Source organism: Brevundimonas sp. (assembly GCF_041648055.1).
Taxonomy (GTDB): domain Bacteria; phylum Pseudomonadota; class Alphaproteobacteria; order Caulobacterales; family Caulobacteraceae; genus Brevundimonas.
The window spans coordinates 24,222-49,348 of sequence record NZ_JBAZPS010000014.1; the positions used below are offsets into that span (position 1 = coordinate 24,222).

At 66.3% G+C, this 25,127-nt stretch carries 30 protein-coding genes; 16 read left to right on the forward strand and 14 right to left on the reverse strand.

The window, feature by feature from the left end; all coding sequences use genetic code 11:
* Positions 1-9: 9 nt before the first annotated feature.
* Together WC585_RS16250 and WC585_RS16255 are read right to left on the reverse strand one after the other, a co-directional pair.
* Positions 10-729: a hypothetical protein gene (locus WC585_RS16250; protein ID WP_373258952.1), complete on the reverse strand. Its 720-nt coding sequence runs from the start codon at positions 727-729 to the stop codon at positions 10-12.
* A 56-nt stretch (positions 730-785) separates the two neighbouring features.
* Positions 786-1,553 (reverse strand): class II aldolase/adducin family protein, encoded by a 768-nt coding sequence (locus WC585_RS16255; protein ID WP_373258954.1) that lies wholly within the window; start codon positions 1,551-1,553, stop codon positions 786-788.
* A 140-nt stretch (positions 1,554-1,693) separates the two neighbouring features.
* Between WC585_RS16255 and WC585_RS16260 the strand changes: the two genes are divergently transcribed.
* The 3 genes from WC585_RS16260 to WC585_RS16270 all read left to right on the forward strand — a co-directional run bounded on the left by WC585_RS16260 (position 1,694) and on the right by WC585_RS16270 (position 4,149).
* On the forward strand, positions 1,694-2,788 hold the full coding sequence (locus tag WC585_RS16260) for a DUF2336 domain-containing protein (RefSeq protein WP_373258956.1): 1,095 nt from the start codon (positions 1,694-1,696) through the stop codon (positions 2,786-2,788).
* 45 nt (positions 2,789-2,833) lie between these two features.
* Positions 2,834-3,607 carry an NAD kinase gene (locus tag WC585_RS16265; RefSeq protein ID WP_373258958.1) on the forward strand — a complete coding sequence of 258 codons (774 nt, stop codon included), beginning with the start codon at positions 2,834-2,836 and terminating at the stop codon, positions 3,605-3,607.
* Positions 3,608-3,717: 110 nt separating this feature from the next.
* Entirely contained in the window at positions 3,718-4,149 is a 432-nt protein-coding gene (locus WC585_RS16270) for an Hpt domain-containing protein (protein WP_373259012.1), read from the forward strand.
* A gap of 11 nt (positions 4,150-4,160) precedes the next feature.
* Here WC585_RS16270 and WC585_RS16275 read toward each other — a convergent pair whose 3' ends face one another.
* On the reverse strand, positions 4,161-5,303 hold the full coding sequence (locus WC585_RS16275) for a DUF2336 domain-containing protein (RefSeq protein ID WP_373258961.1): 1,143 nt from the start codon (positions 5,301-5,303) through the stop codon (positions 4,161-4,163).
* Positions 5,304-5,387: 84 nt separating this feature from the next.
* On the reverse strand, positions 5,388-6,194 hold the full coding sequence (locus tag WC585_RS16280) for a transglycosylase SLT domain-containing protein (protein WP_373258963.1): 807 nt from the start codon (positions 6,192-6,194) through the stop codon (positions 5,388-5,390).
* Positions 6,195-6,364: 170 nt separating this feature from the next.
* Here WC585_RS16280 and WC585_RS16285 point away from each other — a divergent pair, with 170 nt between their 5' ends.
* On the forward strand, positions 6,365-7,093 hold the full coding sequence (locus WC585_RS16285) for a TonB family protein (RefSeq protein ID WP_373258965.1): 729 nt from the start codon (positions 6,365-6,367) through the stop codon (positions 7,091-7,093).
* Here the strand turns inward: WC585_RS16285 and WC585_RS16290 are convergent.
* Together WC585_RS16290 and WC585_RS16295 are read right to left on the reverse strand one after the other, a co-directional pair.
* Positions 7,090-8,100, reverse strand: coding sequence for an NAD(P)/FAD-dependent oxidoreductase (locus tag WC585_RS16290; RefSeq protein ID WP_373258967.1), 1,011 nt, complete (start codon positions 8,098-8,100; stop codon positions 7,090-7,092). The genes WC585_RS16285 and WC585_RS16290 overlap by 4 nt on opposite strands.
* 45 nt (positions 8,101-8,145) lie before the next feature.
* Complete coding sequence (locus WC585_RS16295) at positions 8,146-9,993, reverse strand: phosphoenolpyruvate carboxykinase (GTP) (protein WP_373258970.1); 1,848 nt, start codon at positions 9,991-9,993, stop codon at positions 8,146-8,148.
* 211 nt (positions 9,994-10,204) lie between these two features.
* On the opposite strand from WC585_RS16295, the gene WC585_RS16300 reads away from it, so the two are divergent.
* Together WC585_RS16300 and WC585_RS16305 are read left to right on the forward strand one after the other, a co-directional pair.
* Positions 10,205-10,843: a DUF938 domain-containing protein gene (locus WC585_RS16300; protein ID WP_373258972.1), complete on the forward strand. Its 639-nt coding sequence runs from the start codon at positions 10,205-10,207 to the stop codon at positions 10,841-10,843.
* Positions 10,840-11,595 carry a pseudouridine synthase gene (locus WC585_RS16305; RefSeq protein WP_373258975.1) on the forward strand — a complete coding sequence of 252 codons (756 nt, stop codon included), beginning with the start codon at positions 10,840-10,842 and terminating at the stop codon, positions 11,593-11,595. Before WC585_RS16300 ends, WC585_RS16305 begins: the two co-directional genes overlap by 4 nt.
* A 21-nt stretch (positions 11,596-11,616) precedes the next feature.
* Here WC585_RS16305 and WC585_RS16310 read toward each other — a convergent pair whose 3' ends face one another.
* Entirely contained in the window at positions 11,617-12,132 is a 516-nt protein-coding gene (locus WC585_RS16310; RefSeq protein ID WP_373258977.1) for a hypothetical protein, read from the reverse strand.
* A 220-nt stretch (positions 12,133-12,352) separates the two neighbouring features.
* Here WC585_RS16310 and WC585_RS16315 point away from each other — a divergent pair, with 220 nt between their 5' ends.
* Positions 12,353-13,018, forward strand: a complete 666-nt coding sequence (locus WC585_RS16315) for a hypothetical protein (protein ID WP_373258979.1) — start codon at positions 12,353-12,355, stop codon at positions 13,016-13,018.
* 6 nt (positions 13,019-13,024) lie between these two features.
* On the opposite strand, the gene WC585_RS16320 is transcribed toward WC585_RS16315, so the two are convergent.
* Positions 13,025-14,341: an amidohydrolase family protein gene (locus WC585_RS16320; protein WP_373258982.1), complete on the reverse strand. Its 1,317-nt coding sequence runs from the start codon at positions 14,339-14,341 to the stop codon at positions 13,025-13,027.
* 125 nt (positions 14,342-14,466) lie between these two features.
* On the opposite strand from WC585_RS16320, the gene WC585_RS16325 reads away from it, so the two are divergent.
* Positions 14,467-15,159, forward strand: a complete 693-nt coding sequence (locus WC585_RS16325) for a murein L,D-transpeptidase catalytic domain-containing protein (RefSeq protein ID WP_373258984.1) — start codon at positions 14,467-14,469, stop codon at positions 15,157-15,159.
* Positions 15,160-15,174: 15 nt separating this feature from the next.
* Here the strand turns inward: WC585_RS16325 and purD are convergent, their stop codons facing one another.
* The 3 genes from purD to WC585_RS16340 all read right to left on the reverse strand — a co-directional run bounded on the left by purD (position 15,175) and on the right by WC585_RS16340 (position 17,136).
* Positions 15,175-16,449: a phosphoribosylamine--glycine ligase gene (gene purD / locus WC585_RS16330; protein WP_373258985.1), complete on the reverse strand. Its 1,275-nt coding sequence runs from the start codon at positions 16,447-16,449 to the stop codon at positions 15,175-15,177.
* 70 nt (positions 16,450-16,519) lie between these two features.
* Complete coding sequence (locus tag WC585_RS16335) at positions 16,520-16,963, reverse strand: hypothetical protein (RefSeq protein WP_373258987.1); 444 nt, start codon at positions 16,961-16,963, stop codon at positions 16,520-16,522.
* A 14-nt stretch (positions 16,964-16,977) separates the two neighbouring features.
* A complete protein-coding gene (locus WC585_RS16340) occupies positions 16,978-17,136 on the reverse strand; it encodes a hypothetical protein (RefSeq protein WP_292173997.1) in 159 nt (52 codons plus the stop codon).
* 88 nt (positions 17,137-17,224) lie between these two features.
* On the opposite strand from WC585_RS16340, the gene WC585_RS16345 reads away from it, so the two are divergent.
* The 5 genes from WC585_RS16345 to WC585_RS16365 all read left to right on the forward strand — a co-directional run bounded on the left by WC585_RS16345 (position 17,225) and on the right by WC585_RS16365 (position 20,233).
* Positions 17,225-17,500 carry an antitoxin of toxin-antitoxin stability system gene (locus tag WC585_RS16345; RefSeq protein WP_373258990.1) on the forward strand — a complete coding sequence of 92 codons (276 nt, stop codon included), beginning with the start codon at positions 17,225-17,227 and terminating at the stop codon, positions 17,498-17,500.
* Positions 17,497-17,790, forward strand: a complete 294-nt coding sequence (locus WC585_RS16350; RefSeq protein WP_373258992.1) for a type II toxin-antitoxin system RelE/ParE family toxin — start codon at positions 17,497-17,499, stop codon at positions 17,788-17,790. The genes WC585_RS16345 and WC585_RS16350 overlap by 4 nt, the downstream gene beginning before the upstream one ends.
* A complete protein-coding gene (gene xseA, locus WC585_RS16355; protein WP_373258993.1) occupies positions 17,787-19,391 on the forward strand; it encodes an exodeoxyribonuclease VII large subunit in 1,605 nt (534 codons plus the stop codon). The genes WC585_RS16350 and xseA overlap by 4 nt, the downstream gene beginning before the upstream one ends.
* A gap of 45 nt (positions 19,392-19,436) precedes the next feature.
* Positions 19,437-19,637 (forward strand): DUF2093 domain-containing protein, encoded by a 201-nt coding sequence (locus tag WC585_RS16360; RefSeq protein ID WP_292174003.1) that lies wholly within the window; start codon positions 19,437-19,439, stop codon positions 19,635-19,637.
* A gap of 98 nt (positions 19,638-19,735) precedes the next feature.
* Positions 19,736-20,233, forward strand: coding sequence for a response regulator (locus WC585_RS16365; RefSeq protein WP_373258995.1), 498 nt, complete (start codon positions 19,736-19,738; stop codon positions 20,231-20,233).
* On the opposite strand, the gene WC585_RS16370 is transcribed toward WC585_RS16365, so the two are convergent.
* Both WC585_RS16370 and WC585_RS16375 read right to left on the reverse strand, forming a co-directional pair.
* Entirely contained in the window at positions 20,221-21,096 is an 876-nt protein-coding gene (locus WC585_RS16370; protein WP_373259014.1) for a lysophospholipid acyltransferase family protein, read from the reverse strand. The genes WC585_RS16365 and WC585_RS16370 overlap by 13 nt on opposite strands.
* Before the next feature lie 52 nt (positions 21,097-21,148).
* Positions 21,149-21,919, reverse strand: a complete 771-nt coding sequence (locus WC585_RS16375; protein WP_373258997.1) for an SDR family NAD(P)-dependent oxidoreductase — start codon at positions 21,917-21,919, stop codon at positions 21,149-21,151.
* A gap of 98 nt (positions 21,920-22,017) precedes the next feature.
* Here WC585_RS16375 and WC585_RS16380 point away from each other — a divergent pair, with 98 nt between their 5' ends.
* Positions 22,018-23,289: an EAL domain-containing protein gene (locus WC585_RS16380; RefSeq protein WP_373258998.1), complete on the forward strand. Its 1,272-nt coding sequence runs from the start codon at positions 22,018-22,020 to the stop codon at positions 23,287-23,289.
* A 3-nt stretch (positions 23,290-23,292) separates the two neighbouring features.
* Here WC585_RS16380 and WC585_RS16385 read toward each other — a convergent pair whose 3' ends face one another.
* Positions 23,293-23,652 carry a glycine zipper 2TM domain-containing protein gene (locus WC585_RS16385; RefSeq protein WP_373258999.1) on the reverse strand — a complete coding sequence of 120 codons (360 nt, stop codon included), beginning with the start codon at positions 23,650-23,652 and terminating at the stop codon, positions 23,293-23,295.
* A gap of 113 nt (positions 23,653-23,765) precedes the next feature.
* Here WC585_RS16385 and WC585_RS16390 point away from each other — a divergent pair, with 113 nt between their 5' ends.
* Both WC585_RS16390 and WC585_RS16395 read left to right on the forward strand, forming a co-directional pair.
* Complete coding sequence (locus WC585_RS16390; protein WP_373259000.1) at positions 23,766-24,635, forward strand: TIGR01459 family HAD-type hydrolase; 870 nt, start codon at positions 23,766-23,768, stop codon at positions 24,633-24,635.
* 29 nt (positions 24,636-24,664) lie between these two features.
* Entirely contained in the window at positions 24,665-25,126 is a 462-nt protein-coding gene (locus tag WC585_RS16395) for a MaoC family dehydratase (protein WP_373259001.1), read from the forward strand.
* The last annotated feature ends 1 nt before the right edge of the window (position 25,127 follow it).

Below are 25,127 nucleotides of genomic sequence, written 5' to 3' on the forward strand. Positions count from 1 at the left end.
TCGCCGCGTTCAGAACCGACGCCAGATGGCGACCACAGGCCCGGAGGCGGCAGGAGTCTCTCGGCCCAGAACGGACTGTCGCCAGCCTGCCTGCAGGCTCCAGGTGCCCAGATCGCGCACCACCGAAGTCTCGACGGACAGCCATTGCGCCCCGTCATTGTCGGTCTGTCCGCCAAAGGCTTGTGTCAGGACCATCCAGTCCGCGCCGTATCGAGCCCCCGCTGTAGCATCGATGCGGGTTTCGTCTGGCAGGCCCTGCCGCATGCGGCGGGCGACCTGAAGGTCTATGAAGCTACTGCGCGGGCTGAACCGCCGCCCGCTGCTGGTGAACGAACGCCCGACGGAGGCACGAACCTCCCAGTCCTGATCACCCACGCCGGGCGCAGCATAACCGGCGTTGCGGCCCTCACCGCCATCGGCATATCCGCCATAAAGGCTGACGGAGGTCCGGTCATCGTGCCAGACTCTCCAGGTGACGCCAGCTTCCAGCGGGCCCCGTCCTTCGTAGTCAACGAAGGCATCTTCGCCAGACTGCCAATCGCCCTTGAACTGGAACGTCAAATCGTCGGTCAGGCCATATTCGATGAAGGCACTGAGCGAACTGTCTCGTCGGTCCGCAGGCAGAGCGACCCGGTTACCGTCCGGATTGAAGCCCTGATCAGCCCGCATCTGCTCATATTTGACGATGATCTGCCCCTGACCTTTCGGCTGGGTCCATGGTCCCGCCACGCAAGGCCCCGCGACCGCAAGAGCCGCGGCACCTATCCAAAGCCCCCCGGCGTATCTCAAGCGTCGTAGCCCGGCGACTTTCGGTCCAGCATCCGCAAGGCCCCCGGCCAGGCGAGGGATGAGATAAAGCCGATCCCCTTGCCCTGCTCCTTCGTCTCTTCCTGTGCTGCGTCGGGTGCCATCAGCACATGCTCGCGCCCGCCCGACAGGGCTGCGATCTGCTGGGCGCAGGCCCGCTCCAGGAAAAAAATTCCAACCCATGCCGCCGCCGCCGTCTGACCGACCGCGAGCGTGCCATGGTTGCGCAGCAGCATCAGCGGCTTGTCGCCCAGATCGTCCACCAGACGCTCGCGCTCGTCATGGTTCAGGGCCAGGCCCTCATAGCCGTGATAGGCGACCTGATGCTGCAAAAGGCAGGCGTTTTGGCCGATGGGCAGCAGCCCTTCCGCCTGGGCCGCCACACCGACGCCTGCCACGGTATGCAGGTGGATGACGAACTTCGCATCGTCGCGAGCGCCATGGATGGCCGAATGGATCGTGAAGCCGGCCGGATTGATGAAGCTGGTCGTGTCCTGAACGATGTTGCCGTCCAGATCGACCTTGACCAGCGACGAGGCCGTGATCTCCTCGAAATACCAGCCATAGGGGTTGATCAGAAAGTGATGCTCCGGTCCCGGCACCCGCGCCGAAATATGGGTAAAGATCATGTCGTCCCAGCCATGCAGGGCGACCAGACGGTACAGGGCCGCCAGTTCGATCCGGGTTTGCCACTCCTCGGAAGACACACGAGATTTCAGGGATTGGAGAGCAGGTCCATCAGCCACTGGGTCGTTCCTCGTCTGCGTTTCAACTCAGGGTCGCTCTCCTCGATGGCCGCGTCAAGATTCAGCTTCCGTTAACCCTGTCTTAGCTTGGCCGCGATAATCAGGGATAAGCCGACTCGACCGGTGTGCCGGAGACGCCAGTGACCGTCCTCCCCATGATGCGTGCCGCGTCTGACTCTCCCCTGCCCGACCTGCTGGCACTCGCCCGTCATCCCAGCGTCGATGCACGCCAACGCTTGCTCATGGGCGTGCTGACGCTTTGCGAAACGCAGGGAGCCAGCGAAGAGGCGGCCAAGGCTTTCGGCGACATCTTTCTCACCGTCGCTGACCAGATCGAGCGCGACATCCGAAAGGCCCTCGCCATCCGTCTGGCCAAGGCTGACTGGGCCCCGCACGCCGTCGTCGAGGTTCTGATGATGGATGATATCGACATCGCCCGCCCCCTGTTGGCTTCCAGCTCCGTAGTCCAGGACGAGGACATGATGCGGGTGCTGCTGGAGGCCACACTGGAGCATCAGATCGAAGTGGCCCTGCGGCCCAGGCTCAGCGGCCGCGTCTCCGATGCCATCATCGACCGAGGCGAGCCCGCGACCCTGACAGCCCTGGCCTCCAACCGCAGCGCCCAGATCAGCGGCGAAGGGTTGCGTCGCCTTGTCGAGCATTCGCGCCGGATTGCCGCCCTTCGCCTGCCCCTGACGCGCCACCCTGGCCTGACGGAATCGCTCGCAGAGCAGATGTATCAGTGGGTCGGTGTGGCCCTGCGCCAATCCATCGCCGTGCGGTTCGAGATCGACGAGGAACGCCTGGCCGGTCTGGTCGACCAGGCCACCGCTGATGCCATGGCCCCGACCGATACCTCGCCTGACAGTCCGCATCGCGACGAGATGGAACGCCGCCTGATCGACAAGCTGCACGCGGCGGGTCAACTGAAGGCCGGCTATCTGGTCCGCGCCATCCGCGAGAGGCGACTTGGCCTTTTCCTGCATGGACTTGCCGCGCTCAGCGGGTTGCCTGCTGCGGATATCCGCAAGGCCTTGGCCGACAACAGTGCCGAGGCTCTTTATTATGCTTGCGCCGCGATCGGCATGGATCGAGCTGTTTTCCCCGCCATCCTCGCCGAGGTCCGGCACCTGAACGAAGGCATGCCCGCCGGGGATGGGGGATCGGTCTGGCAACGGGGACAGTTGTCGCCCTCGTCCGCGCTGCGCTCGTTCCGCGTCCTGATCCCGGCCTGAGTATGAGCGTTTGACACGACCGGCCCGCTCCGCTTGCGTAGCGCCGTGAGCCAGTCAGACCTTCAGATCGCCTTCACGGCATCCGACCGCCCGGAAGCCCAGGCCGCCTGCGAGCGGCTGAAAGGGCTATATGGCGGCGTAGATCCCGCCGTGGCCGACGTCATCGTGGCTTTGGGCGGCGACGGCTTCATGCTGGAGACTCTGCACACCAATCTGGAGCGCCGTACGCCTGTCTTCGGCATGAACCGGGGCTCGGTCGGCTTCCTGATGAACGATTACGAGGAATCGGGCCTGCGCGAACGACTGGCCATGGCGGGGCGCGCCGTCATCCATCCGCTGCAGATGGACGCCTGGACCGAAGCCGGTCAGGTGCACAGCGGCCTGGCCATCAACGAGGTCTCCCTGCTGCGCCAGACCCGTCAGAGTGCCAAGCTGCGCATCAGCGTGGATGGCCGCGTGCGCCTGGACGAACTGGCCTGCGATGGCTGCATGGTGGCCACAGCGGCGGGGTCGACCGCATACAATCTGTCGGCCCACGGCCCGATCATTCCTCTGGACGCACCAATACTCGCCTTGACACCTATCAGCGCGTTTCGCCCACGGCGCTGGCGCGGCGCTCTTCTGCCCCATACCGCCAAGGTACGCTTCGAAGTTCTTGAGCCTGACAAGCGCCCGGTCAGCGCAACCGCCGACAGTTTCGAAGTCCGGCGTGTGGCTGCCGTGGAGGTGCGCGAACGCCGCGACATCGCTCTGACCATGCTGTTTGACGCCGGTCGGTCCTTCGAGGAGCGGGTTCTGGCCGAGCAATTCACGGCCTGAAACTGCCGTGCACCGGTTCTTAAACCTGTCAGGCGAAACTGAAACATCCTCCCAGGAGTTTTGACGTGTCCAATCCGGCCCAGCTTTTTACCCCTCCCAACACGCTGCGCATGAAAGTCGGCGGTGGATTTGGCGGCATCGACGCCGGGGCCATCGCCAAGGCCGAAGAGGCGCTGAAGGCCATGTCAGCCCAGTTCGGCCAATGGCTGCAGGACGAAATCACCAAGCTGGACGCGGCCCAGACCGCGATCCGCACGCAGGGCCTGACCCAGGAAACTGCCGAGGGGCTTTATTTCCGCGCCCACGACCTGAAGGGTCTGGGCTCGACCTATCAGTATCCGATCGTGACCCGCATGGCCGGCTCGCTGTGCAAGCTACTGGACGATCCGGCAAAGCGGACCGAGGCTCCGATCGTCCTGCTGGATGCCCACATCGACGCCATCAAGGCCGTGGTCCGCGACGAAATCCAGACCGACGAGCATCCTGTCGGACGTGAACTGGCGGAAACGCTGGAAACGCGGGTCGCCGAGCTTCAGGGCTAACGGAAACCGACCTAAGCTGCCGCCACGTCGTTGGCTTGCTGCGTCGTGGCCGTCTGATCCAGCCGCTCCAGCAGATAGGCCATGTCCTCGCGAGGAGCATGCGGGCGCTGGGTCAGATAGCGCTCCAGCATTTGCTGGCGGAACAGGTCACCGGAGGTGTCGATCCCTTCGGCCTGCAAGGTGCGCCAGGTGTCGACGCCGGCCCGGAAAGCCTGAAACAGGCGCGGCGGCAGACCCGCCCGGTCATAGATGGCCTTGAGCCCCAGCGGCCCCGCATCGTGGATCATCAACGCCGCACGTGAATGCGGCGCACCGGCCAGCTCGGCAATCCCATGCTCGAACAGGGCCATCTGACCCCGCGCCAGGGCCCGCAAAAGCAGTGATGCCGTCAGGACCCGTCGCGCATTCAGCCCGGCGACGAAGCCGCCCAGGTCGGTCTGGCCCATGGCCTGATCGACCAGATCGATCGTCGCCCGCTCGCGCGCGAAGTTCGCCAGACGGATCGCCGTCTCCGGGGCCACGGCATGGCGAGCGATCAGGTGCTCGCGCACGGCGTCCGACGCCAGATCGACCAGACGCTCCGTGACACTCAACGGCAGCACCTGACGATAGGCCAGGGCCGTAACGATCTCGGACGAACCGCTGAACCGATCTACGCAGCGACCCAGCGCCGCCTCGGCGATGTCGGCATTGTCGTTGGACGCGAGCGCCCGCACGGCCTGTTCGCTGCCGAGCTCGGCCATCACCGACGCCACGTCGCGTCCGACGCGAGGGCGAGAGGCCACGGCGACCTGACGTACCGACGATCCGGCCGTCACGATCTCGATCAGGTCCTCGTCGGTAAAGGCAGGCGAAAAGTGGATAACCGGCAACGCAACACTGTCCACATCCGCCGCCAGCCGTCTTGCCACGTCGCGCGGGATGAGGTCCGACGCCTTCAGCGTCACCGCCATGGCACGGCGCACCAGTTCGGCGGCATCCTCGGCCAGCAGCCGCAGTATCTTCTGGGCCGCCGCGCGGCCTTCGTCGTCCAGTTCGGCCTTGTCCATGCTGCGGCACAGCTTGTGCGCGGCCGCGGCGCGCTCGTCCTCGTCCGTCGCCTTGATCAGGCGGCGAATGTCGATCTCGGTCAGGCGGGCGCGATAGGCGGTCATGCGAGTGCGCTTTGCATGCAGGCGTTCGCGGCCAGCATCAACCCGTTATGGTTAAGGCTGAGTTTACCATCGCCGGATTCGCGATCAGCTGCGCGAGCTTTCCGGGCTGAAGGCCCCGCCGAAGCCTGTGCTGGCCCCGCCCTGGCCGTCCTGACCCAGCAGCAGGGCCAGCAGGCTTTGATCCTGTTTCAACCGATCCAGCCGCGCCGCCAGCATCTGATCGCGTTCGGACAGGTCGGGAACTTTCTGCGTCTGAGCACCCGAACCCGCATCGGCGGCGGGCGCACCGGATCCGGCAGAGCGTTGCAGATTGGCATGCACCTCGGCCACCGTCGTCGGTCGACCACCGCGATAGAACAGCGACCGATTGGCGGCGGCGGCCTGCGGAAAGATCGAGGCTGCGCTGGCTCCCGGACGCGTGCTCATAGCCTCCATCAGCTGGGCCGCGCCTGCGGGCCCGAGGAAGTGGGCGGCGTACAGATCACCCGCCCCCGGCTCACGCCCCGTGCGCCCACGCAGATAGGCCGCGTTCTGGGCCGTCAGCTCGCCCGCCATGGTCGAAGCGGCCTGGGGGTCGAAACGCAGGTCCAGCACGACGTTGCGCGCCGACCCCTGCACCTTCCAACGGCCGTCGTTGCCGCGATAGATCAGGTCGGCATACTGGCCATAGCCGTGCTTGGCTCCATGCTGCTTCACCGTGGCCAACCAGGTCTGCTCGATGAACTGAAACAGGCCGGACGCCGTCGAGGTCGGTGCCCGCGCGGAAGGGTTCATGGAGCTTTCGCGCCGCGCCGTGCGCAGCAGAAAGTCCGCATCCACGCCGGTCGCGCTGGAGGCACGGCGAATGGCCGCCTCCACACCGCCGGATGAGGGAATCGCTCCTACCGTCATGGGTATCAGGCTGGGGTTTCGTGGTTAATCAAACCCTAATGTGTCGCCCGCGCTCCACAGGCGAACAATGTTCGAGGCCAGGCGATCTTCGCCGTAAACTTGCCGCAAGGTCAGCGCTGCATTCGCTCATGGGTTGCTGTGGGGACGGCGATAGACAGGGAGTTACGGCCATGATGATCAGAACCGCGGGCGGCCCACACGGTGTCAGCCCCCTCGACTTCAACGAACGACGCAAGCCGGGTCTATCCCGGACCAGCTGGATGGTGATCGGCGTCGTCGCCCTGGCCCACATCGGGGTCGGTGTCGCGCTCTACAACCAGCGCTTCGAGCTGCAACTGGCACCGCTGGAAGACGGTCCGCTGACCATCGTCACCATGGAGCCGATGCCGAAGCCCAAGCCGATCGAGCCGGTCGAGCGCGAACCGACACCCGCCGCGCCCAATCCACGCGTGAACGAGACGCCTCTGCCGACACAGCCGACCGACGTAATCAATGTGCCTCGAACCGATGCGCCGCCCAGCGACAGCACGACCATCACCATCAACCGCCCTGTCGAAGAGCCGGTCCCGGATCAGCCCCCGGTCGCTCAACCTGAACCACCGGCGCTGATCACCCGCGCCAACTGGATACGTCAGCCGACGCCGGAACAGATGGACCGCGCCTACCCGGACCGCGCCATTCAGCGCGGCGTGTCGGGATCGGCCTCGCTGAACTGTTTTGTCGAGGCCAGCGGTCGGGTGACCGACTGCCGCGTCACGAATGAAACGCCGGGTGGCTATGGCTTCGGACGGGCGGCGCAAAGCGTGTCGCGCTATTTCCAGATCAGCCCGCAGACTGTGAACGGCGCGGCACAGGGGTCTCGCGTCGCCATGACCATCCGCTTCGCCGCGCCTGACTAGTCGAACCGGGCGGGGTCGAGGGCGGCGGCATCAGGCACAGGTGCTGCCCCCTCGATCCCATCGGCCACCACCCGCGCCACCAGCGGCCCGAGCAGCCAGCCGTTGCGGCGCGGAGCCAGAGCCAGATGCAGACCCTCCGCCTGCGTCGGCCCGGCCAGAGGCAGACCGTCCGATGTCGCGCCGCGTATGCCCACGCGCACAACCCCTTCGCGGTGGTCCAGCCCCAGAAGGCCGAGGCCCCGCGAAGTCTGATCGTTTGCAGCATCAGGGTCGGGGGTCAGATCCCGATCACCGGCCTGCATGGTCGCGCCGATCACAACGCCGCCATCTGAGGGCGCGACATAAGCCCCCTGTGTGCGAATGACAGCTGACGTCGCCAGACCCGCGAAATAGCTCAGCTGGCCCTTGATGGGCTGGATCGCCGCGATGCGACCGGCGACCGCAGGAGGCAGCCCCTCGACAGCCGCCGCAGCACCGGTTGCGACGACCAAGGAGGGCGTGAACCAGACCCGGCCATCGCCAGCCTCGACCCGCCAACGCCGGGTATCACCGCTCAACCGCTGGACCGTCGCCCGCACGACCGACACCCCCGGCACACGCGCCAAAGCCGCCAGCCCAGGTCCGACATCGACCCGCCAGTCCTCGGAGGTGCGCACACCGTCGTCGATAGCCTCCACCTCGAAGCCCAGCGCGCTCAGACGATCCATGGCCGCCCCGGCATCATCACCCCGCCACTCGGCCCCCTCGCGCCGCAGCTTCAGCCCGTGGGTTTCGGCAAAGGCGGGCCACAGATCGCGGGCGCGGCGCAGCAAGGCCGCGCGCTCGGGCGTCGTCTCTTCCAGAAGAGATTCCATGGCCGGAGCGATCATGCCCGCCGCCACCGCGCTGGCATTGGCACCGCCGGGATCGACCACCGTCACCGCATGCCCGCGCGCAGCCAGCTCCGCCGCCGAGCAGAGGCCCAGCACGCCGGCACCGATCACGATCACATCAGGGGAGGACGCCACCCGAACCAGATCGACCGGTCGCCATCCTTTTGCAAGAGCGAAGGCCTATTCCGCCGCGATAGCCGCCGCCCGGTTCTGCTCGATGCGCGTCGTCAGGGCCTCGTGCTGCTGCCAGAGGGCCTGGGGCAGACGATCGCCGAACTGGGCGTAGAATTCGGGGATCAGAGCCGCTTCCTCGGCCCAGACCTCGGCATCGACATCCAGCAGGGTCGACAGATCGGCCTCGGTCAGGTCCAGACCCGACAGATCCAGGCTGGCGCGCGTCGGCACCCGCCCGACCGGCGTATCGACCGCCTCGGCCTCGCCATCCAGCCGCTCGGCAATCCACTTCAGGACACGCGCATTGTCGCCGAAGCCGGGCCAGACGAACCGGCCCTCGTCGTCCTTGCGGAACCAGTTGACGAAATACAGGCGCGGCAGCTTGCCCGCCTCGGTCTTGCCGCCCATGGCCAGCCAGTGCGCGAAATAGTCGCCCATGTTGTAGCCGCAGAACGGCAGCATGGCGAAGGGATCGCGGCGCAGGGTGCCGATGGCGTTTTCCGCCGCTGCCGTGCCTTCCGACGCCACGGTCGAGCCCATGAAGACCCCGTGCTCCCAGTCAAAGGCCTCGGTCACCAGCGGCACGGCACTGGCCCGGCGGCCACCGAACAGGATGGCATCGATCGGCACGCCTTTCGGGTCTTCCCACTCCGGCGCGATGGTCGGGCACTGGCTGGCCGGGGCGGCGAAACGGGCATTGGGATGTGCCGCAGGCTCGCCGGACGCGGGGTCGTGCGGCACACCCTTCCAGTTGGTCAGACCCTCGGGCGCAGGCTTGGACAGACCTTCCCACCAGACGTCGTTGTCATGCGTCAGCGCCGTATTGGTGAAGACGGTGTTGGTCGCCATGGTCGCCAGGGCGTTGCCGTTGGTGTTGCGACTGGTCCCCGGCGCGACGCCGAAGAATCCGGCCTCGGGGTTCACGGCGTACAGGCGGCCATCGTCACCGAAGCGCATCCAGGCGATGTCGTCGCCGATCGTCTCGGCGGTCCAGCCGGGAATGGCCGGCTGCAGCATGGCCAGATTGGTCTTGCCACAGGCGCTGGGGAAGGCGGCGGCGACATATTTGGCGCGGCCCTTCGGGTCCGTCAGCTTGAGGATCAGCATATGTTCGGCCAGCCAGCCCTCGTCGCGGGCCATCACCGACGCGATGCGCAGGGCATAGCATTTCTTGCCCAGCAGGGCGTTTCCGCCATAGCCAGACCCATAGGACCAGATCTCGCGCGTTTCCGGATAGTGGACGATCCACTTGTCGTCGTTGCAGGGCCAGGCGACGTCGGCCTGCCCCTCGGCCAGGGGCGCGCCCAAGGTGTGCACGGCGGGCACGAAGACGCCATCGCTACCCAGCACGTCCAGCGCAGGCTGGCCCATGCGGGTCATGATGCCCATGGAGACGGCGACATAGCCGCTATCGGTGATCTCGACGCCCAGGGCCGAGATGTGCGAGCCCAGCGGCCCCATGGAGAAGGGCACCACATACATGGTGCGCCCGGCCATGCAGCCGTCGAACAGCCCCTGCATCCGCGCCCGCATCTCGACCGGATCGGCCCAGTTGTTGGTCGGCCCGGCATCGACCTGATCCGCCGAGCAGATGAAGGTCCGGCTCTCGACCCGCGCGACATCCTTGGGGTCCGAGGCGGCATAGTAGCAGCCAGGTCGTTTCGTCTGATCCAGTTCGCGCAGCGTGCCCTTGCCGATTAGGTCGGCGATGATTTCCGCCTTCTCGGCCTCCGAACCATCGCACCAGTGGACCCGGTCCGGCCTGGTCAGGGCGGCTATTTGCTCGACCCAGGCGGTCAGCCCGGCGTGCGCGGTCGGGGCCGGGTGCAGCCCGGGGATGGCGGATGGGGTCATGCTACTCTCCTGAACGTCCTTGGCCCCGCGATCTGACGTCGCCGTGGCCCCTCCCGATGCGTCTACGATCACGCATTGTTACGCGCGGAATGACACCTCCGGTGCCGCTCCGTCAACTGACGCAAAAATCATTCGTCAATGAGCGATGACAGGGCTCGCCTCGGCATCTTTCCGGTCGCGGTTCGAGGCCGGGCAGGCTATCGGAGCGGCCATGCAGACGATGGACACGATCACCACCCTGCCCGACGGGGCCGCCGCCTCGCCCGCCGTGGCGCGGAATACCGGGCCGATCCTGGAGGTACTGCGGGCCCATCTGCCCGCGCAGGGTCGTGTGCTGGAAGTCGCCGCAGGCTCCGGCGAGCACGCCGTGGCCTTCGCCCGCGCCCTGCCCGGCCTGACCTGGACGCCCAGCGACCCCTCGCCTGAGGCCCGCACCAGCATCGCCGCCTGGGCAGGGGCCGCGGCTCTGCCCAATCTGTCCGTCCCGCTGGCGCTCGACGTGCTGGATCCGGCGACCTGGCCGACCGAAGCCGTCCAGGCAGTGGTCTGCATCAACATGGTCCACATCAGCCCTTGGTCAGCGACGATGGGCCTGATGCGTCTGGCCGGTCAGACCCTCATCCAGCCCGGCGGACTGCTGGTCCTCTATGGCCCGTTCCTTGAGGCCGAAGTGCCTCTGGCCCCCTCCAACGCCGCCTTCGACGACAGCCTCAAGGCCCGCAATCCCGACTGGGGCCTGCGCGACCTGAACGAGGTCTTGGTGGCGGCGCGGTCCGAGGGTCTCCGCCTCACCCTTCGTCGAGATATGCCGGCCAACAACCTGATGCTGCTGTTCCGGCGGGTGTCATGAGCTTTTCGCGCACCTATGACGGCACCGAGCCCGTCCGCATCAACAAGTGGCTGGGCCAGACGGGTGTCTGCTCTCGGCGAGAGGCCGACGCTCTGATCGCCGACGGGCTGGTGTCGATCGACGGTGCGGTCGTCACAGATGCGGGCCGCAAGCTTGAGCCCGGCCAGACCCTGACCCTGAACGACCGGGCCACCGCTACCCTGGCCGAGGGCATCACCATCGTCATGCATAAGCCGCTTGGCTTCGTCTCGGGCCAGCCTGAGCCGGACAAGATCCCGGCCGTCCGCCTGCTGACCGCCGAAAACCTGGTCGGACCGGGCGAAGCCCCTCCCGAGGACATGTCCCTGCCCCCCATCGGCCGGCTAGACGAGGATTCGCGCGGCCTTCTGCTGCTGTCGTCCGACGGGGTAGTGGCCAAGGCGGTGATCGGGCCGCAGTCCGATCTCGACAAGGAATATCTGGTCCGCGTCCGGGGCGATGTGACCGAAAACAAGCTGAAACTGCTGCGGTATGGCCTGCGCCTGGACGGGCGTCAGCTGAAGCCCGCACGGGTCAGCCGCATGGACACCTTCCGCCTGAAGTTCGTCCTGCGCGAAGGCCGCAACCGCCAGATACGGCGCATGTGCGACATGCTGGAACTTGAGGTCGTTGACCTGATCCGTATCCGCATCGGCCCGTTACGGCTCGACAATCTGCCGGAGGGCCGCTGGCGCATGCTGACGCCCGAAGAGCGGGCCGCCCTGGTCGGCTGAGCCCGCGTCTTCAGGCTGGCTTCAACCCACCTTGCCGGCGGCAGCGGCAACGGCGGCCATGTCTTCCAGTGGCAGGATCGTCTGACCGGTGACCATGATCGCCGGAGCATCCGCCAGGTCTTCGCTCGCCCGATCCAGCGCGCGCAGCGTTGCCGCCACGCCTTCACCGAACGCCAGGATGGGCATGCCCTTGGCACTGGCACGCATGATGGCGTCGTTCAGAGCGGCAGCGGCCTCGGGGTCGGCCGATCCCGCCGGGACGATGAGGGCCTTCAACGCCCCGCTGTCGATGTCTGATACCTGGGCGGTGGCCAGTACGCTGGTGCCGCCGACATTCATGCCTGCCTCGCCCACCGACATGGGGGCCAGCGACAGGCCGTTGGCTCTCAGGACGGCTTCGGCGTCCGGCATGGGGCCGAATGTCATGGCCCGGCGCATGGCCAGACCGACACGGGCACGGATGGGTGCGGGCCGATAGCCATAGCGCGAACCGGGGTTGGAACGGGGAGTAAACGGGGCTTTGCGTTGAGCGAACAAGGCGTCTCCTGGGTTGGTCCTCGGGTTACGACATCGGCGGCCAAATAGACGACGACAACCCGTCGAGGAGGCGGGCGGCGGTAAGGCTGGATGTCTGGGAGCGCTGGAGATGGGCACTTCCTCCAATGATTTCAAGGCCTGGCGCGTCGGATCACTCGCAGACATGACAAGGCTTCCCTCTGAACCCGCCTTGGCTAAGGTGACCGCGGGAGGGCCGCACATGAACGCCATGAAGATCCTGCAGTCGGTGGAGGAACTGCTCTACGAGGTCATCTCGTGGTTGCTGTTCTATCCGCGCACCCTGGCGATGACGCTGCGCCATCCCCTGCGGACCATGCACTATTCGGACGCCGAACAGCGCGACAAGCCCGAGAAACAGTATCTGGAAACCCTCAGCCCGCCGCTGTTCCTGGTGCTCAGCATTCTGCTGGCCCACGGGCTGGAATTGCTGTTCGGCGTGCCCGTCACCGACGAGCCCAATCCGGTCAGCCGCTTGATCACCGCCAGCGAGCAGAATCTGCTGGCCTTCCGCGCCCTGATGTTCAGCCTGCATCCTCTGGTCTTTGCCTGGGCCTTCCTGAAACTGTCGAAGCACAAGGTCGATCGTGACAGCCTGCGCACCCCCTTTTTCGCCCAGTGCTATCTGGCGGGCGCGACCTCCATCCTGGTTAGTGTCGGCAGCCTGGGCGTGAACGATCCACTGATCTGGACGACCCTGACGGGCATGGCGATCGTGGTGGCCATCACCGTCTGGTATATCGCCATCCAGCGGCTGTGGCTGATGGCGATCCCCGGCATGGTCCAGTGGAAAGCCTGGGCCTGGGCCTTCGGTCTGTATCTGATGACCACCAGTCTTGTGGTCGCGGCCAATGCCCTGATCGAATAGCCGGGCCTATTTGTCGCGATAGGTTTCGCCGCCCTTCATCACGAACACCACCCGCTCCAGTTCGGTGACATCGCTCAGGGGATCGCCCCCGACTGCGATCAGGTCTGCCGGCATGCCCACAGCAATGCGCCCGGCCTGATCACTGATTCTCAAGTGCTCTGCAGCGCCCACCGTCGCCGACTGCACGGCCTCCAGCGGCGTCAGGCCTGCCCGCACCAGCAGGGCGAACTCCTGGGCATTGTCACCGTGGGCCGAGACGCCGCTGTCCGTGCCGAAGGCGATCCGCACACCACCGTCATGCGCTCGCGTGACCATGTCCAGCATCTTTGGCCCGGCCTCCAGTGCCTTGGCCGTCTGGGCGGGGGTGAAAAAGTTGTCCGGCCCCGAGGCGATGCGCGCCACATAGTCCCCGGCCAGCAGCGTCGGCACCAGCCAGACCCCCTCACGCCCCATCAGCCGGATCGACTCGGCGTCCAGATAGGTGCCGTGTTCGATGGAGTCGCCGCCCGCACGCAGGAAGCTGTTGATGCCGTCCGCGCCGTGGGCATGGGCGGTTACCTGCCGCCCCATCCGGTGACCCGCCGCGACAATGGCGGCCAATTCCTCGTCCGAGAACTGCTGGCCCAGACCCGCCGCGGTGTTGGACAGGACACCGCCCGTCGCCGTGATCTTGATGATGTCAGCACCCGAACGCACTTGCGTCCGCACCGCCCGCTGGCAGTCCTCGACGCCGGAACACACGCTTTCCGGCGACAGGATGTGCATTACGTCCTCGCGGTAGCCATTGATGTCTCCGTGACCGCCATGGATCGACACGGACGAGCCTGAGGCGATCACGCGCGGCCCAGGCACGTCGCCGCGGCGGATCGCGTCGCGCAGGGCAAACACGGCCTCGTTCGATCCGCCCAGATCGGCGACTGTCGTGAAGCCCGCCATCAGGGTGCGCCGGGCGTAGCGCGCGCCGACGAAGGCCTGTTCGGCATTGGACTGGGTCACCTCTTCCAGCCGCCCGTTGGGGTTCTGCTGGCCGGTCAGATGCACATGGCTGTCGATCAGGCCGGGCAGCACGAATGAGTCGCGCAGATCAATGATCTGACCGTCTCCAACGAAGCCGTCGCGGATTTCGGCGACTTGGTTCCCTCTGATCACGATAGTTTTATCGCGCTGCACAACGCCGTTCGATGGATCGGCCAAGAGCCGACCAACTTGAACGAACGTAGTCAGATCATCCCCGGATACGGGTGTGGTCGCCGGACTTTGCGCCGCAACGCTTGTGCCGACGGCCAGAACGACCGCCTTTATCACCGATGCCAGAACCCGCATGAAACCCCTCCCAAGGACAGCGGCTACCATAACCTGCGCTCGCTAATCGCCAAGGCCGAGGTTGAAACCGGCGTCACACTTTGAAACAAACCCTCCCTTCGATGAAACCGCACGAAGGGCGTCGTATGCGGCTGGCGAGACGAGGATTCATTCTGGGCGGTGCCGCCCTGCTGTCGGGATGCGCAACAGCGGGCGCTGTGCAGCAGCCCCAACTGGCGACCACACCCGGCATCATTCCGCCACAGCCGGCGGCCCAGCCCATCGTCGTCGCGGCCAGTCAGGTCGCCCCGCCCCTCGACCCCCGCAGCATCGTCCGCAAGGACCTGATGGACCGCGCCATGGCGGCGCTGGACATCCATCACCACAAGGTGCCGCTGCGCGACCGGATGTATCTGGTCGACTTCCAGAAGTTCTCGGGTGAAGAGCGGCTGTACGAGGTCGATCTGGTCGCTGGAAACGTCACGCCCCTGCGCACCAGCCACGGTCGCGGCTCAGACCCGACGCACACCGGCTATGCCCGCCGCTTCTCCAACGAGCCCGACAGCCACATGTCCTCGCTCGGGGCCTATGCCACCGCCGGGGCCAGCTATGGCTCCCAGCAGGGGCCGAACGTGCTGCTGGACGGGCTGGAGTATTCCAACAACCTGGCCCGAGACCGCGCCATCATCATCCACGGTGCCGACTACGCCGATCCGCGCTTCCTGGCGCGCGAGGGCAAGCTGGGGCGGTCATATGGTTGCTTCTCCGTCGCCCACGCCGACCTGCCGGCCCTTCGCGAGCGCATGGGCACTGGCCGCCTGCTGTTCGCCTACACCTGAGGCTGGCGAAGTAACCTAATCCCGCTCCACCGCCCGCCAGCCAATATCGGTGCGGTGAAAACCACCGGGCCAGTCGATCTTGCGCACCGCCGCATAGGCCCGCTCGCGCGCCTCGACGATGTCGCGCCCCCTCGCACAGACGTTCAGCACGCGCCCGCCGGCCGCTGCCAGTTGGCCGTCGTCACGGCGCTTGGTGCCCGCGTGAAACACCTGCACATGCGGGCCAAAATCCTGTTCTGCGCCCCGGATGATCGATCCTTCCAGCGGGCTGTCAGGATAGCCCTTGGCCGCCAGAACCACACAGATCACCGTGTCGGTAGAGAACGTCGGCAGACGCGCCTGGGTCAGGTCACCCTTGGCGCATGCCAGCAGCAAGGGCACGATGTCCCCGTCCATCCGCATCATCAGGACCTGGCATTCCGGGTCGCCGAAGCGGGCGTTGAACTCCACCACCTTCGGGCCCTCTTCGGTCGCCATAAGTCCGGCGTACAGCACCCCGCGATACGGGGCACCCTCCGCCGCCATGGCCGCAACCACCGGCTGCACGATCAGCCGCTCGGCCGCCTCTACCAGTTCGGGCGTGAAGACCGGTGCCGGCGAATAGCTGCCCATGCCGCCCGTGTTGGGACCCAGATCCCCGTCGAAGGCGCGCTTGTGATCCTGCGCCCCGCCCAGCAGCAAAGCGCTCTGCCCGTCGCAGACGGCAAACAGCGAGCCCTCCTCGCCGTTCATGAACTCCTCGATGACGACGCGGGCTCCGGCGGTGCCGAAGCGGCCGCCCAGCATCCGCTCTATCTCGGCCTCGGCATCGCGTTTGTCGGGGCTGATCGCCACGCCCTTGCCGGCGGCCAGACCGTCGGCCTTGATCACATAGGGTGGCTTGAACACCGTCAGCGCCTGCCGCGCCTCGTGCAGTCGCTCATAGACGCCATAGCCGGCCGTCGGGATTTCGTGGCGTTCCATGAAGGCTTTGGAAAACGCCTTGGAGGTCTCCAGCCGCGCCGCCTTGGCACTGGGTCCGAAGCACGGAATGCCCGCCGCGGCCAGCCGGTCCGCCAGACCGGCCTCCAGAGCCGTCTCCGGCCCCACGACGACCAGATCGGCCCGCATCTCGCGCGCCAGGACCGTCAGTGCGTCCGCATCGGTGACCTTCAGATCGACCCGCTCGCCCAGCGCATCCATGCCGGGATTACCCGGCGCGATCACCAGCCGACGCACCAGCGGCGACTGGGCGATCTTCCAGGCCAGGGCGTGCTCGCGCCCTCCCGATCCGACGAGCAGAATATTCATGCCCGCGACATGACCGCACCTGCGAACACGGTCAAGTCACAGGCGCGGTTAGCGAGGTCTTATCGTTCGTTCAGCGGGCGGGCGGCGTCCAGCGCGGCAGGGCCGCCAGCTGCGCCGCCGTCAGGTCGGTCATCAGGTCGCGGTCGTCCGATCCATTGGTCGGGACCGGCGCGGCCCGCACGTCACCGACCGGCACCACGACCTTCACATCGCCCGGTCCTTCCAGCTCGACGACCAACTGCGTCAGCTGGCCACCGGCGTCCAGAACCAGCGTCTCGACATCGCCCAGGTCCGTGCCGTCCGCCGCGTGCAGGTCGGCGTCCTCCAGCTGATCGCGGCTCATGTCGAAGGCGATGGCGGCGCGCGCCGTCGCCGTATCGGCGGCCTGTTCCGTCACGGGCGCTGGCGCGGCACCGGGTGCGGGCGGCTGGACGACGTCATCGGTGCTGTCGGAACAGGCCGAAATCGTGATGGCCCCGAGGGTGGCGACGGCGGCGATGGCAAAACGGTTCATGATGTCTCCTGGGGTCAAAGCATGGCGGACAGGACATAGACCCCGACGCCGATCAGCAAGATCACACCGACCACCAGCCACAGGCTGACGGCAGGCGCAGCGCTGCGGCGACCCAGCTCCCGCTCGCTGGGGTTCTGGTCGACGGGATCGGTATCCTGGGGGTCTGCGGGCATGGTGACGCTAACGACCTGTGCCGAAAGCCGTTCCCGCTTCTGTCAGGTGATGAAAACGTCTATACGTCGTCCATACCCGGAGACCGCCATGGCCAAAGAATCCGTCTTCACCCTCAAGCTCGAGCCCGAGCTGCGAGACGCCTTCATGGCCGAGGCCGAGGCCACTCACCGCCCTGCCTCTCAGGTTGTGCGTGAGTTGATGCGTGAGTTCGTCCAGAAACAGCAGGAAAGCCGGTCATATGAAGCGTTCGTGGCTTCCAAGGTCGCGGAGGGACTTGCATCGGTACGCAGGGGCGAGGGTATTTCTAATGAGGTCGTCGAGGCTGAGTTCACCGAGCGACGCCGCCGCGCTCGCGGCGAATGAGATTAATCTGGACACCGCCAGCGCTCGCTGACCGCGAGGATATCTGGCTTCATATTGCGCAAGATAATCCGGATGCCGCCGCCCGCATGGATGATCGGTTCAGCGCTGCCGCTGACAGGCTTTGCGCGTTTCCAAATGCTGGCAAGCTGAGCGCGACGCCTGGCACTCGAGAAGTCGTTCCTCACCGAAACTACCGCCTCATTTACACGATGGACGCAGACACGATCTGGATCGTCGCCCTGATCCATGTAGCGCGACAGTGGCCGCCTGTGCGAATGGACGACGCATGACCGACGACTACGTCTTTGGCGGACCGCCCGAGGCCGCCGCCCCGCCGCGTGACAACAACCCACCGCAGTCGGTGTCGGAGCTGTCGTTCGCGTTGAAGCGGACGCTGGAGGACCGGTTCGGCCACGTCCGCCTGCGCGGCGAGGTGTCCAAGGTCAATCACCACGCCTCGGGCCACGTCTATCTGACGCTCAAGGACGACAAGGCCGCCATCGACGGCGTGATCTGGAAGGGCTCGGTCCGCGGCCTGGGCGTCCGGCCCGAGACGGGGCTGGAAGTCATCGTCACCGGCAAGATCACCTCCTATCCGGCCCGCTCCTCCTACCAGATCGTGATCGAAAGCATGGAGGCCGCGGGTGCCGGCGCGCTCTTGGCCCTGCTGGAGCGGCTGAAGGTCAGGCTGCAGGGAGAGGGCCTGTTCGATCCGGCCCGCAAGAAGGCCATCCCCGCCTTCCCCGCCACCATCGGCGTGATCACCAGCCCGACGGGCGCCGTCATCCGCGACATCCTGCACCGCATCGCCGAGCGCTGGCCCTGCCGCGTCATCGTCTGGCCCTGCGTGGTCCAGGGGGATGCTGCCGCCGCCCAGGTCGCGAACGCCGTGCGCGGTTTCGATGCCCTGGGTGCCGATGGCATCATTCCCCGCCCCGACCTGCTGATCGTGGCCCGGGGCGGTGGCTCGGTCGAGGATTTGTGGGCCTTCAACGACGAGACTCTCGCCCGCGCCGTCGCCTCGGCGTCCATCCCGATCATCTCGGCCGTGGGGCATGAGACCGACACCACCCTGATCGACTTCGTCTCCGACCGCCGGGCCCCGACCCCGACCGGGGCGGCCGAGATCGCCACGCCCGTCCTGGCCGACCTGCGCTTCGCCGTGGCCGATCTGGAGCGACGTCTGGACCGCGCGGGCGGCCGTCTGATCGAGGAACGCCGCACCCGGCTGCGCGCCGCCGCACGCGGCTTGCCGACCCGGCCCGAAGACCTTCTGGCCCTGCCCCAGCAGCGCCTCGACCTGGCCAGCAACCGTCTCAGCTCGGGCCTGCAGCGCAATGTCTCGATCCATGGCCAGCAGCTGGTCTCCGCCTCGGCGCGTCTCGGGCTGCATCTGCTGCACCAGCGCCTGACCCGTGCGGACGAACGGCTGGTGGTGGCCGACCGACGCCTGCAGGGCGGTCTCTCGGCCAATGTCGCCGCGCATCACCATCGCCTGCTGAAGGTCTCGGCCCGCCTGTCCCCCGACCCGCTGCACCGCCGCCTCGATCAACGCGCCTCGCGCCTGTCTGCCGCCTCGGACCGCCTGACACCCACCCTGCCCCGCCGTCTGGACCGCGACGAGGCCCGCCTGGCGGCCCTGTCCCGCGCGCTGCTCAGCCTCGACCCCAAACGCCCCAAGCCCGGCTTTGCCCGCGTCGAAAACAGCGACGGCACCATGATCGCCAGCGCCGCCGCCCTGACCGCCGGGCAAGCCGTCAGCCTGGTCTTCGCCGATGGGTCGCGCGGGGCCCACATCGATGCCGACGACAGCACCCCCGCGCCGCGCAATAAACCCGCCCCCGCGGCCGCCAAGCCCAGACCGCCGGTGGCCCAGGGCGATCTTTTCTGAACCGACAGCTTTGCCGTTCTCAGCACATCGGAGCTATACGAGGCCATGACCCAGACCGCACCCGGACAGGCCACCCTGCATTACGGCGACGGCGAGTTCGCCGTCCTCAAGCCCGGCCGCTACGTCACCTGCGCCGTCTCTGGCCGAGGCATCCCGCTGGAAATCCTGCGCTACTGGTCGGTCAGCCTGCAAGAGGCCTATGCCGGTCCGGACGAAGCCTTCAAACGCCTGGCCCAGGCCGACTGATCAAACCGTCATACGCCTGTCGAATGTGGACGATGGACGGCGATTCCGTTCCCGCCTAGGTATTGGTCCATTCCGATGCCCGGTGATTCAAGCCTTCGATGTCCTCGTACAAATCCGTCAAAATCCTGCTGGTCGATGATAATCAGCATATGAGGGCCATCACCTCCGCCGTGCTGCAGTCCGCTGGCGTGCGCGACGTGCATGAGGCCGGCGACGGCCCCCTGGCGCTGGAAATCCTGAAGAGCCACGACATCGACGTCGCCATCGTCGACTTCAACATGTCGCCCATGGACGGCGTGGAGTTCACCCGCCTGGTCCGCAACAGTCCAGGCAGCGCCAATCCCTATCTGCCCATCATCATGATGACCGGCCACTCGGAAAAGAGCCGGGTGTTCGAGGCCCGCGACGCCGGCGTGACCGAGTTCGTGACCAAGCCGCTGACCGCCAAGGCTCTGCTGGACCGGCTTCACGCCGTGATCTTCCGGCCCCGGCCCTATGTGAAGACCGACAGCTATTTCGGTCCCGACCGCCGTCGCCGCAACGATGCCAATTACAACGGCGAAAAGCGCCGCGTCGCGGATCATCAAATCGCCTGATCGGTCTCCGTCAGCGTCGCATAGACCCGGTCTGGCCAACGTTTGTGCACCCAGAACCAGTCCACGGGATGCTCGCGCACACGGTCTTCGATGAAGCGAGTGATCGCCTGTACGCCACGCGCAATATCGGCTGATCGATTACCGGTCTTCTCCAGCGCGATCGGGTCATGGACGGTCAGGCGAAATCGAACACCAGGCAGCCGCGTGACCGACAAGGGCTGCAACACAGTTCCAAACTTAAGGGCGAGGCGGCTGGGTCCCGGTGCCGCATTCACCGGCTGGCCGAAGAATGTCACCTCGGGCCCTTCCGAGAATTTCTGATCGTTCATCAGGGCGACCGACTCGCCCCGCGCCATCCCGGCCAGTAGCTCCCGCGCCCCGTCCCCGCCCTTGGGCGCGAACAGGGTGATGCCGTAACGCGCTCTGGCGGCGATGATCTGGGCGTCGACATAGGGATTGTTGGCCGCGCGATAGGTGATCTGGCACGGCACACCCGCGCCGATGATGGTTGCCGCCAGCGTTTCGATATTGGCGAAATGCCCGCCGACGAAGACCACCGGCCGGCCGCTGTCGCGGATGGCATGCAGACGCTCCAGCCCCACGACCTCTATCCGGTCCTGGGCCACGATCTGGTCCATCAGCGCCGTCTCGGCAAAGGCCCGGCCTGTCTGCTCCCACTGGTCCAGCGCCAGCCGCTCGCGCTCGGCCGGCGGCATGTCCGGAAAGGCGATCCGCAGGTTACGCATCACCGTCTTCTGTGTACCCGTTTTCGGTCCCAGGGTTCGCAACAACCAGCCGCCCAGCCCTGACGCCCGCTGCACCCCCAGCAACCGCATCAGCCCGATGAAGGCCGCGAACCCCATGGCCTCCAGCCGCCAGCTCAGATCCTGGCGAAAGCCGACCTTCCGTGTGCCCTCACCAGGCAATCGTCAGCCCGCCATCGACCACCAGAGTCTGGCCGTTCACATAGGACCCGGCCTTCGAGCATAGATAGACCGCCGTTCCCGCGATCTCGTCCGGCTGGCCGATGCGTTTCATGGGATTGGGCTCGACCGTCACCTTCAGCACCTCCTCGTTCTCCCACAGATAGCGGGCGAAGTCGGTCTGGATCAGGCCCGGCGCGATACAGTTGACCCGCACATTCGACGGCCCCCACTCCACCGCCAGATTGCGCGCCAGCTGCATGTCCGCCGCCTTGGAGACATTGTACGCCCCGATCAGGGCATTGCCCCGCAGGCCGCCGATGGACGAGATGATCACGATCGCCCCGTCCTTGCGCTCGATCATCTGCGGCGCGACCATCTGGGTCAGCCAGTGATTGGCCAGTACATTGTTGTGGAAAATCTTCTCGAACTGCTCGTCGGCAATCCCCGCCATCGGACCGGCATAGGGGTTGGACGCGGCATTGCAGACCAGGATGTCGATCTGGCCGAATGCGACAATGGTCTCGTCGACCAGTCGTTGCAGGTCGTCCTTGGAGGCGATGTTGGCCGGGATGGCGATGGCCGTGCCCTCGCCGTGCTTTTCGTTGATCGCCGTGGCGACTTCATCGCACGGCCCGGCCTTGCGCGAGGAGATGACCACCTTGGCTCCGTGCTCCGCCATCCGCTCTGCGATCGCCTTGCCGATGCCCTTGGACGAGCCCGTGATGATGGCGACCTTGCCGGTCAGATCGAACAATTCCATGCATATCCCCGTATTCTGTGCGTTTGGCCTATAGGCGTGCGTCTCTGATACCCTGATACTCCAGCGATTCCATCCGGGAAGGCGGAACAACCGTTTCCATGCGTGCACTGACCCAGGGCTTTCTGTTCTTCAGCTATCTGTTCGTGGCCATGACCCTGGGCACATGGTTGTGGAGTGCCAACCTGGGTCTGGGATCGGCGGTGGCCGGTTTCGTGGGGGCTGCGGGCCTTCTGGTCGCCATCCATGTCCTCATTGCCGCCCGCGCCGACAAAGCCGCCCTGCGCAAGGAGATCGACACCGTCCGCCAGGCGCATCGCCTGCTCGCCGATGCGATGGAATCGACCCAATCCGCCCTGACCGACCTGGCCGGGGCGATCGAGGCCGGCTCCCTGACCTCGACCGAAAGCCTGACCGGCGAGGTCCGCATGCTGGAGAGCCTGATCCAGCAGATGAGCGAATCAATCGACCAGCGCATGGCCACCCAGGCCCCCGCCTCCGGCCCCTTCGAGGCCCGTTGGCAGCAGCAGTCAAACGTCCTGCTGCACACCATCCATGATGCCCTGACCGAAAACCGCGTCGACCTGTACCTGCAGCCCGTCGTTTCCCTGCCCCAGCGCCGGACCCTTTTCTACGAAAGCTTCACCCGCCTGCGGGCCGCCGACGATCGGGTCATGATGCCTGCCGAATACCTGTCGATCGCCGAAGGCGAGGGTCTGGTGCCCGCCATCGACAACCTGCTGCTGTTTCGCTGCGCCCAGATCGTGCGGCGACTGGCACGCCAGGACCGCAAGGTCGGTGTCTTCTGCAATGTCGCCCTGACGTCCCTGGCCGACGAGGCCTTCTTCCCGCAGTTCCTCGATTTCCTCAGTGAGAACCGCGACCTGAACCAGGCCCTGATCTTCGAACTGGGCCAGGCCACTTTCGACGCGCGCGGTGCGGTCGAGGCCCGCAACATGGCCAAGCTGGCTGACCTCGGCTTCCGTTTCTCCATCGACAAGGTCCAGACGCTGGACCTCGACTTCGCCGACCTTCAGCGATCCGACGTCAAGTTCATGAAGGTCTCGGCCGAGCTGCTGATCGAACAGCTACTCGACCTCGACATTGCCTCGCCCCTGCCCGGTCGCCCGGACATCTCGGCCGTCGATTTCGCCGACCTGACCCGCCGCTACGGCATCGAGCTGATCGCCGAGAAGTGCGAGACCGAGCGCCAGATCGTCGACATCCTCGAACTCGACATCGGCATGGCCCAGGGCCACCTGTTCGGCGAGCCCCGCGCCATCAAGGAAGCGGTCCTGGCCGAAACCGACCCACCCGCCGAGTTCCTGCGCAACACCCTGCGCAGCGCCGATCAGCGCCGCCGAGTGCACTAGAAGTCAATACCGGCGGTAACCATCGCGCCGATACTCGTCCTGCCAGTAGATGCGCTCGCGGCCGTAGCGATAGTCGCGGTTGTAGCCGCCGAAGCCATAGCCGCAGGGATCGTCTTCAGCTGACAACTGATTACCCAGCAGCGCCCCGGCCACGGCACCGATGGCCGCTCCGGCTTCGCGGTCGCCGCGCCCGGCGACGGCTGCCCCGACCGCCGCGCCCAGCGCCGCACCTGACGCCGTCGCAAACTCGCGATTGCGCGCGTAATCCCGCTCGCACGCCGAGGCATAGCCATCCGTCGTCGCACAGGACGCTGCGATCAACCCGCAGGCCCCCACTGCCGCCATCGTCAACATCGTTCTCATGAACCCTCTCCCTCGTATATCTGAAGCAGCAACGTGCGGTGCGCAGCGCCAGTTCCTTGGACGCGCGGGCTGTTGCCCTTCTCCCCGCTCCCAGAACCCGCTATCTGCCGCCTATGACCCTGCCCCACGCGCCCTCCGGCCTCGGCGAGATCGCCGGCAACTACGACATCCTGCTCTGCGACGTCTGGGGCGTCATCCACAACGGACGCGAAAGCTGGCCTGAGGCCTGCGAGGCACTGATCCGCTTCAACCGCGACCACGGGGCGGTTGTGCTGATTTCCAACTCCCCACGCCCGGCCCACGACGTTGTCGCCCAGCTCGATGCTCTGGGCGTGCCGCGTGCCGCGTGGAAAGCCTTTGTCACATCGGGCGATGCCACTCGCGCCGAGCTGTCGAAACGTGCACCCGGTCCGGCCTGGATCATCGGTCCTGATCGTGACTGGCCCCTGTACGACGGGCTCGGACTCGACATTGCCGAGGGTGCCGCCGATGCCGCCTTCATTTCCGTCACCGGCCCGGTCGATGACAATGTCGAGACCCCCGAGGACTACCGCGAGCGTCTTGCCGAAGGCGCGGCCAGGAACCTGGAACTGATCTGCGCCAACCCGGATCGCGTGGTCCAGCGCGGCGACAAGCTTATCTATTGCGGCGGGTCGCTCGCCGACCTGTACGAGGAACTCGGCGGCCGCGTAATCATGGCCGGCAAGCCCTTCTCGCCCATCTATGGCCTGGCGCTGAAGGAAGCCGAGGCGCTACTGGGTCACTCTGTCGATCGCTCGCGCGTCCTGTGCATCGGGGATGGCGTCGTCACCGACGTGCTGGGAGCGGACCGCCAGGCCCTTGACTGTCTGTTCATCGCGCAGGGCATCCATGGCGATGCTGCCCGTGGGCCCGACGGTCTGATCGACCCGGCCCGTGCCGCAGATCTCCTGAAGGCCGAGACCACCCACGCCCGCTATGCGATGCTCGATCTGACGTGGTGACATGCGACAATTCAGTCTAAGGCCCGTTCATGGTTGATCTGGTCACAGCGCACGCCTCGGGCGGCTACATCCTCGACGAGCTTCACGTCGGCATGGCCGCCGAAAAGAGCATCTTCGTCACCGAGCAGCGTATCCAGCAGTTCGCCGAGGCGTCGGATGACTTCAACCCGGTCCATCTGGACGAGGCCTTCGCATCGAAGACGGCCTATCGCGGCCGCATCGCCCACGGCCTGCTGTCGGCCTCGTTCGGCTCTGCCGTGGTCGGCACCATCCTTCCGGGTGCCGGCGCCATCTATATTTCACAGACGCTCCAGTTCCACTTCCCGGTCCGCATCGGCGACACGGTCCTGATCCGCATCACCGTCCTGTCGGTCGATCAGGAGACGGCGCGGGCCGAACTGAACTGCGAGGGCTTTGTCGACGACAAGTTGATCATGGACGGCATCGCCATGGTCCGCGTTCCCCGCCGTCGGCGCCCCGGCAAGGCCTGAT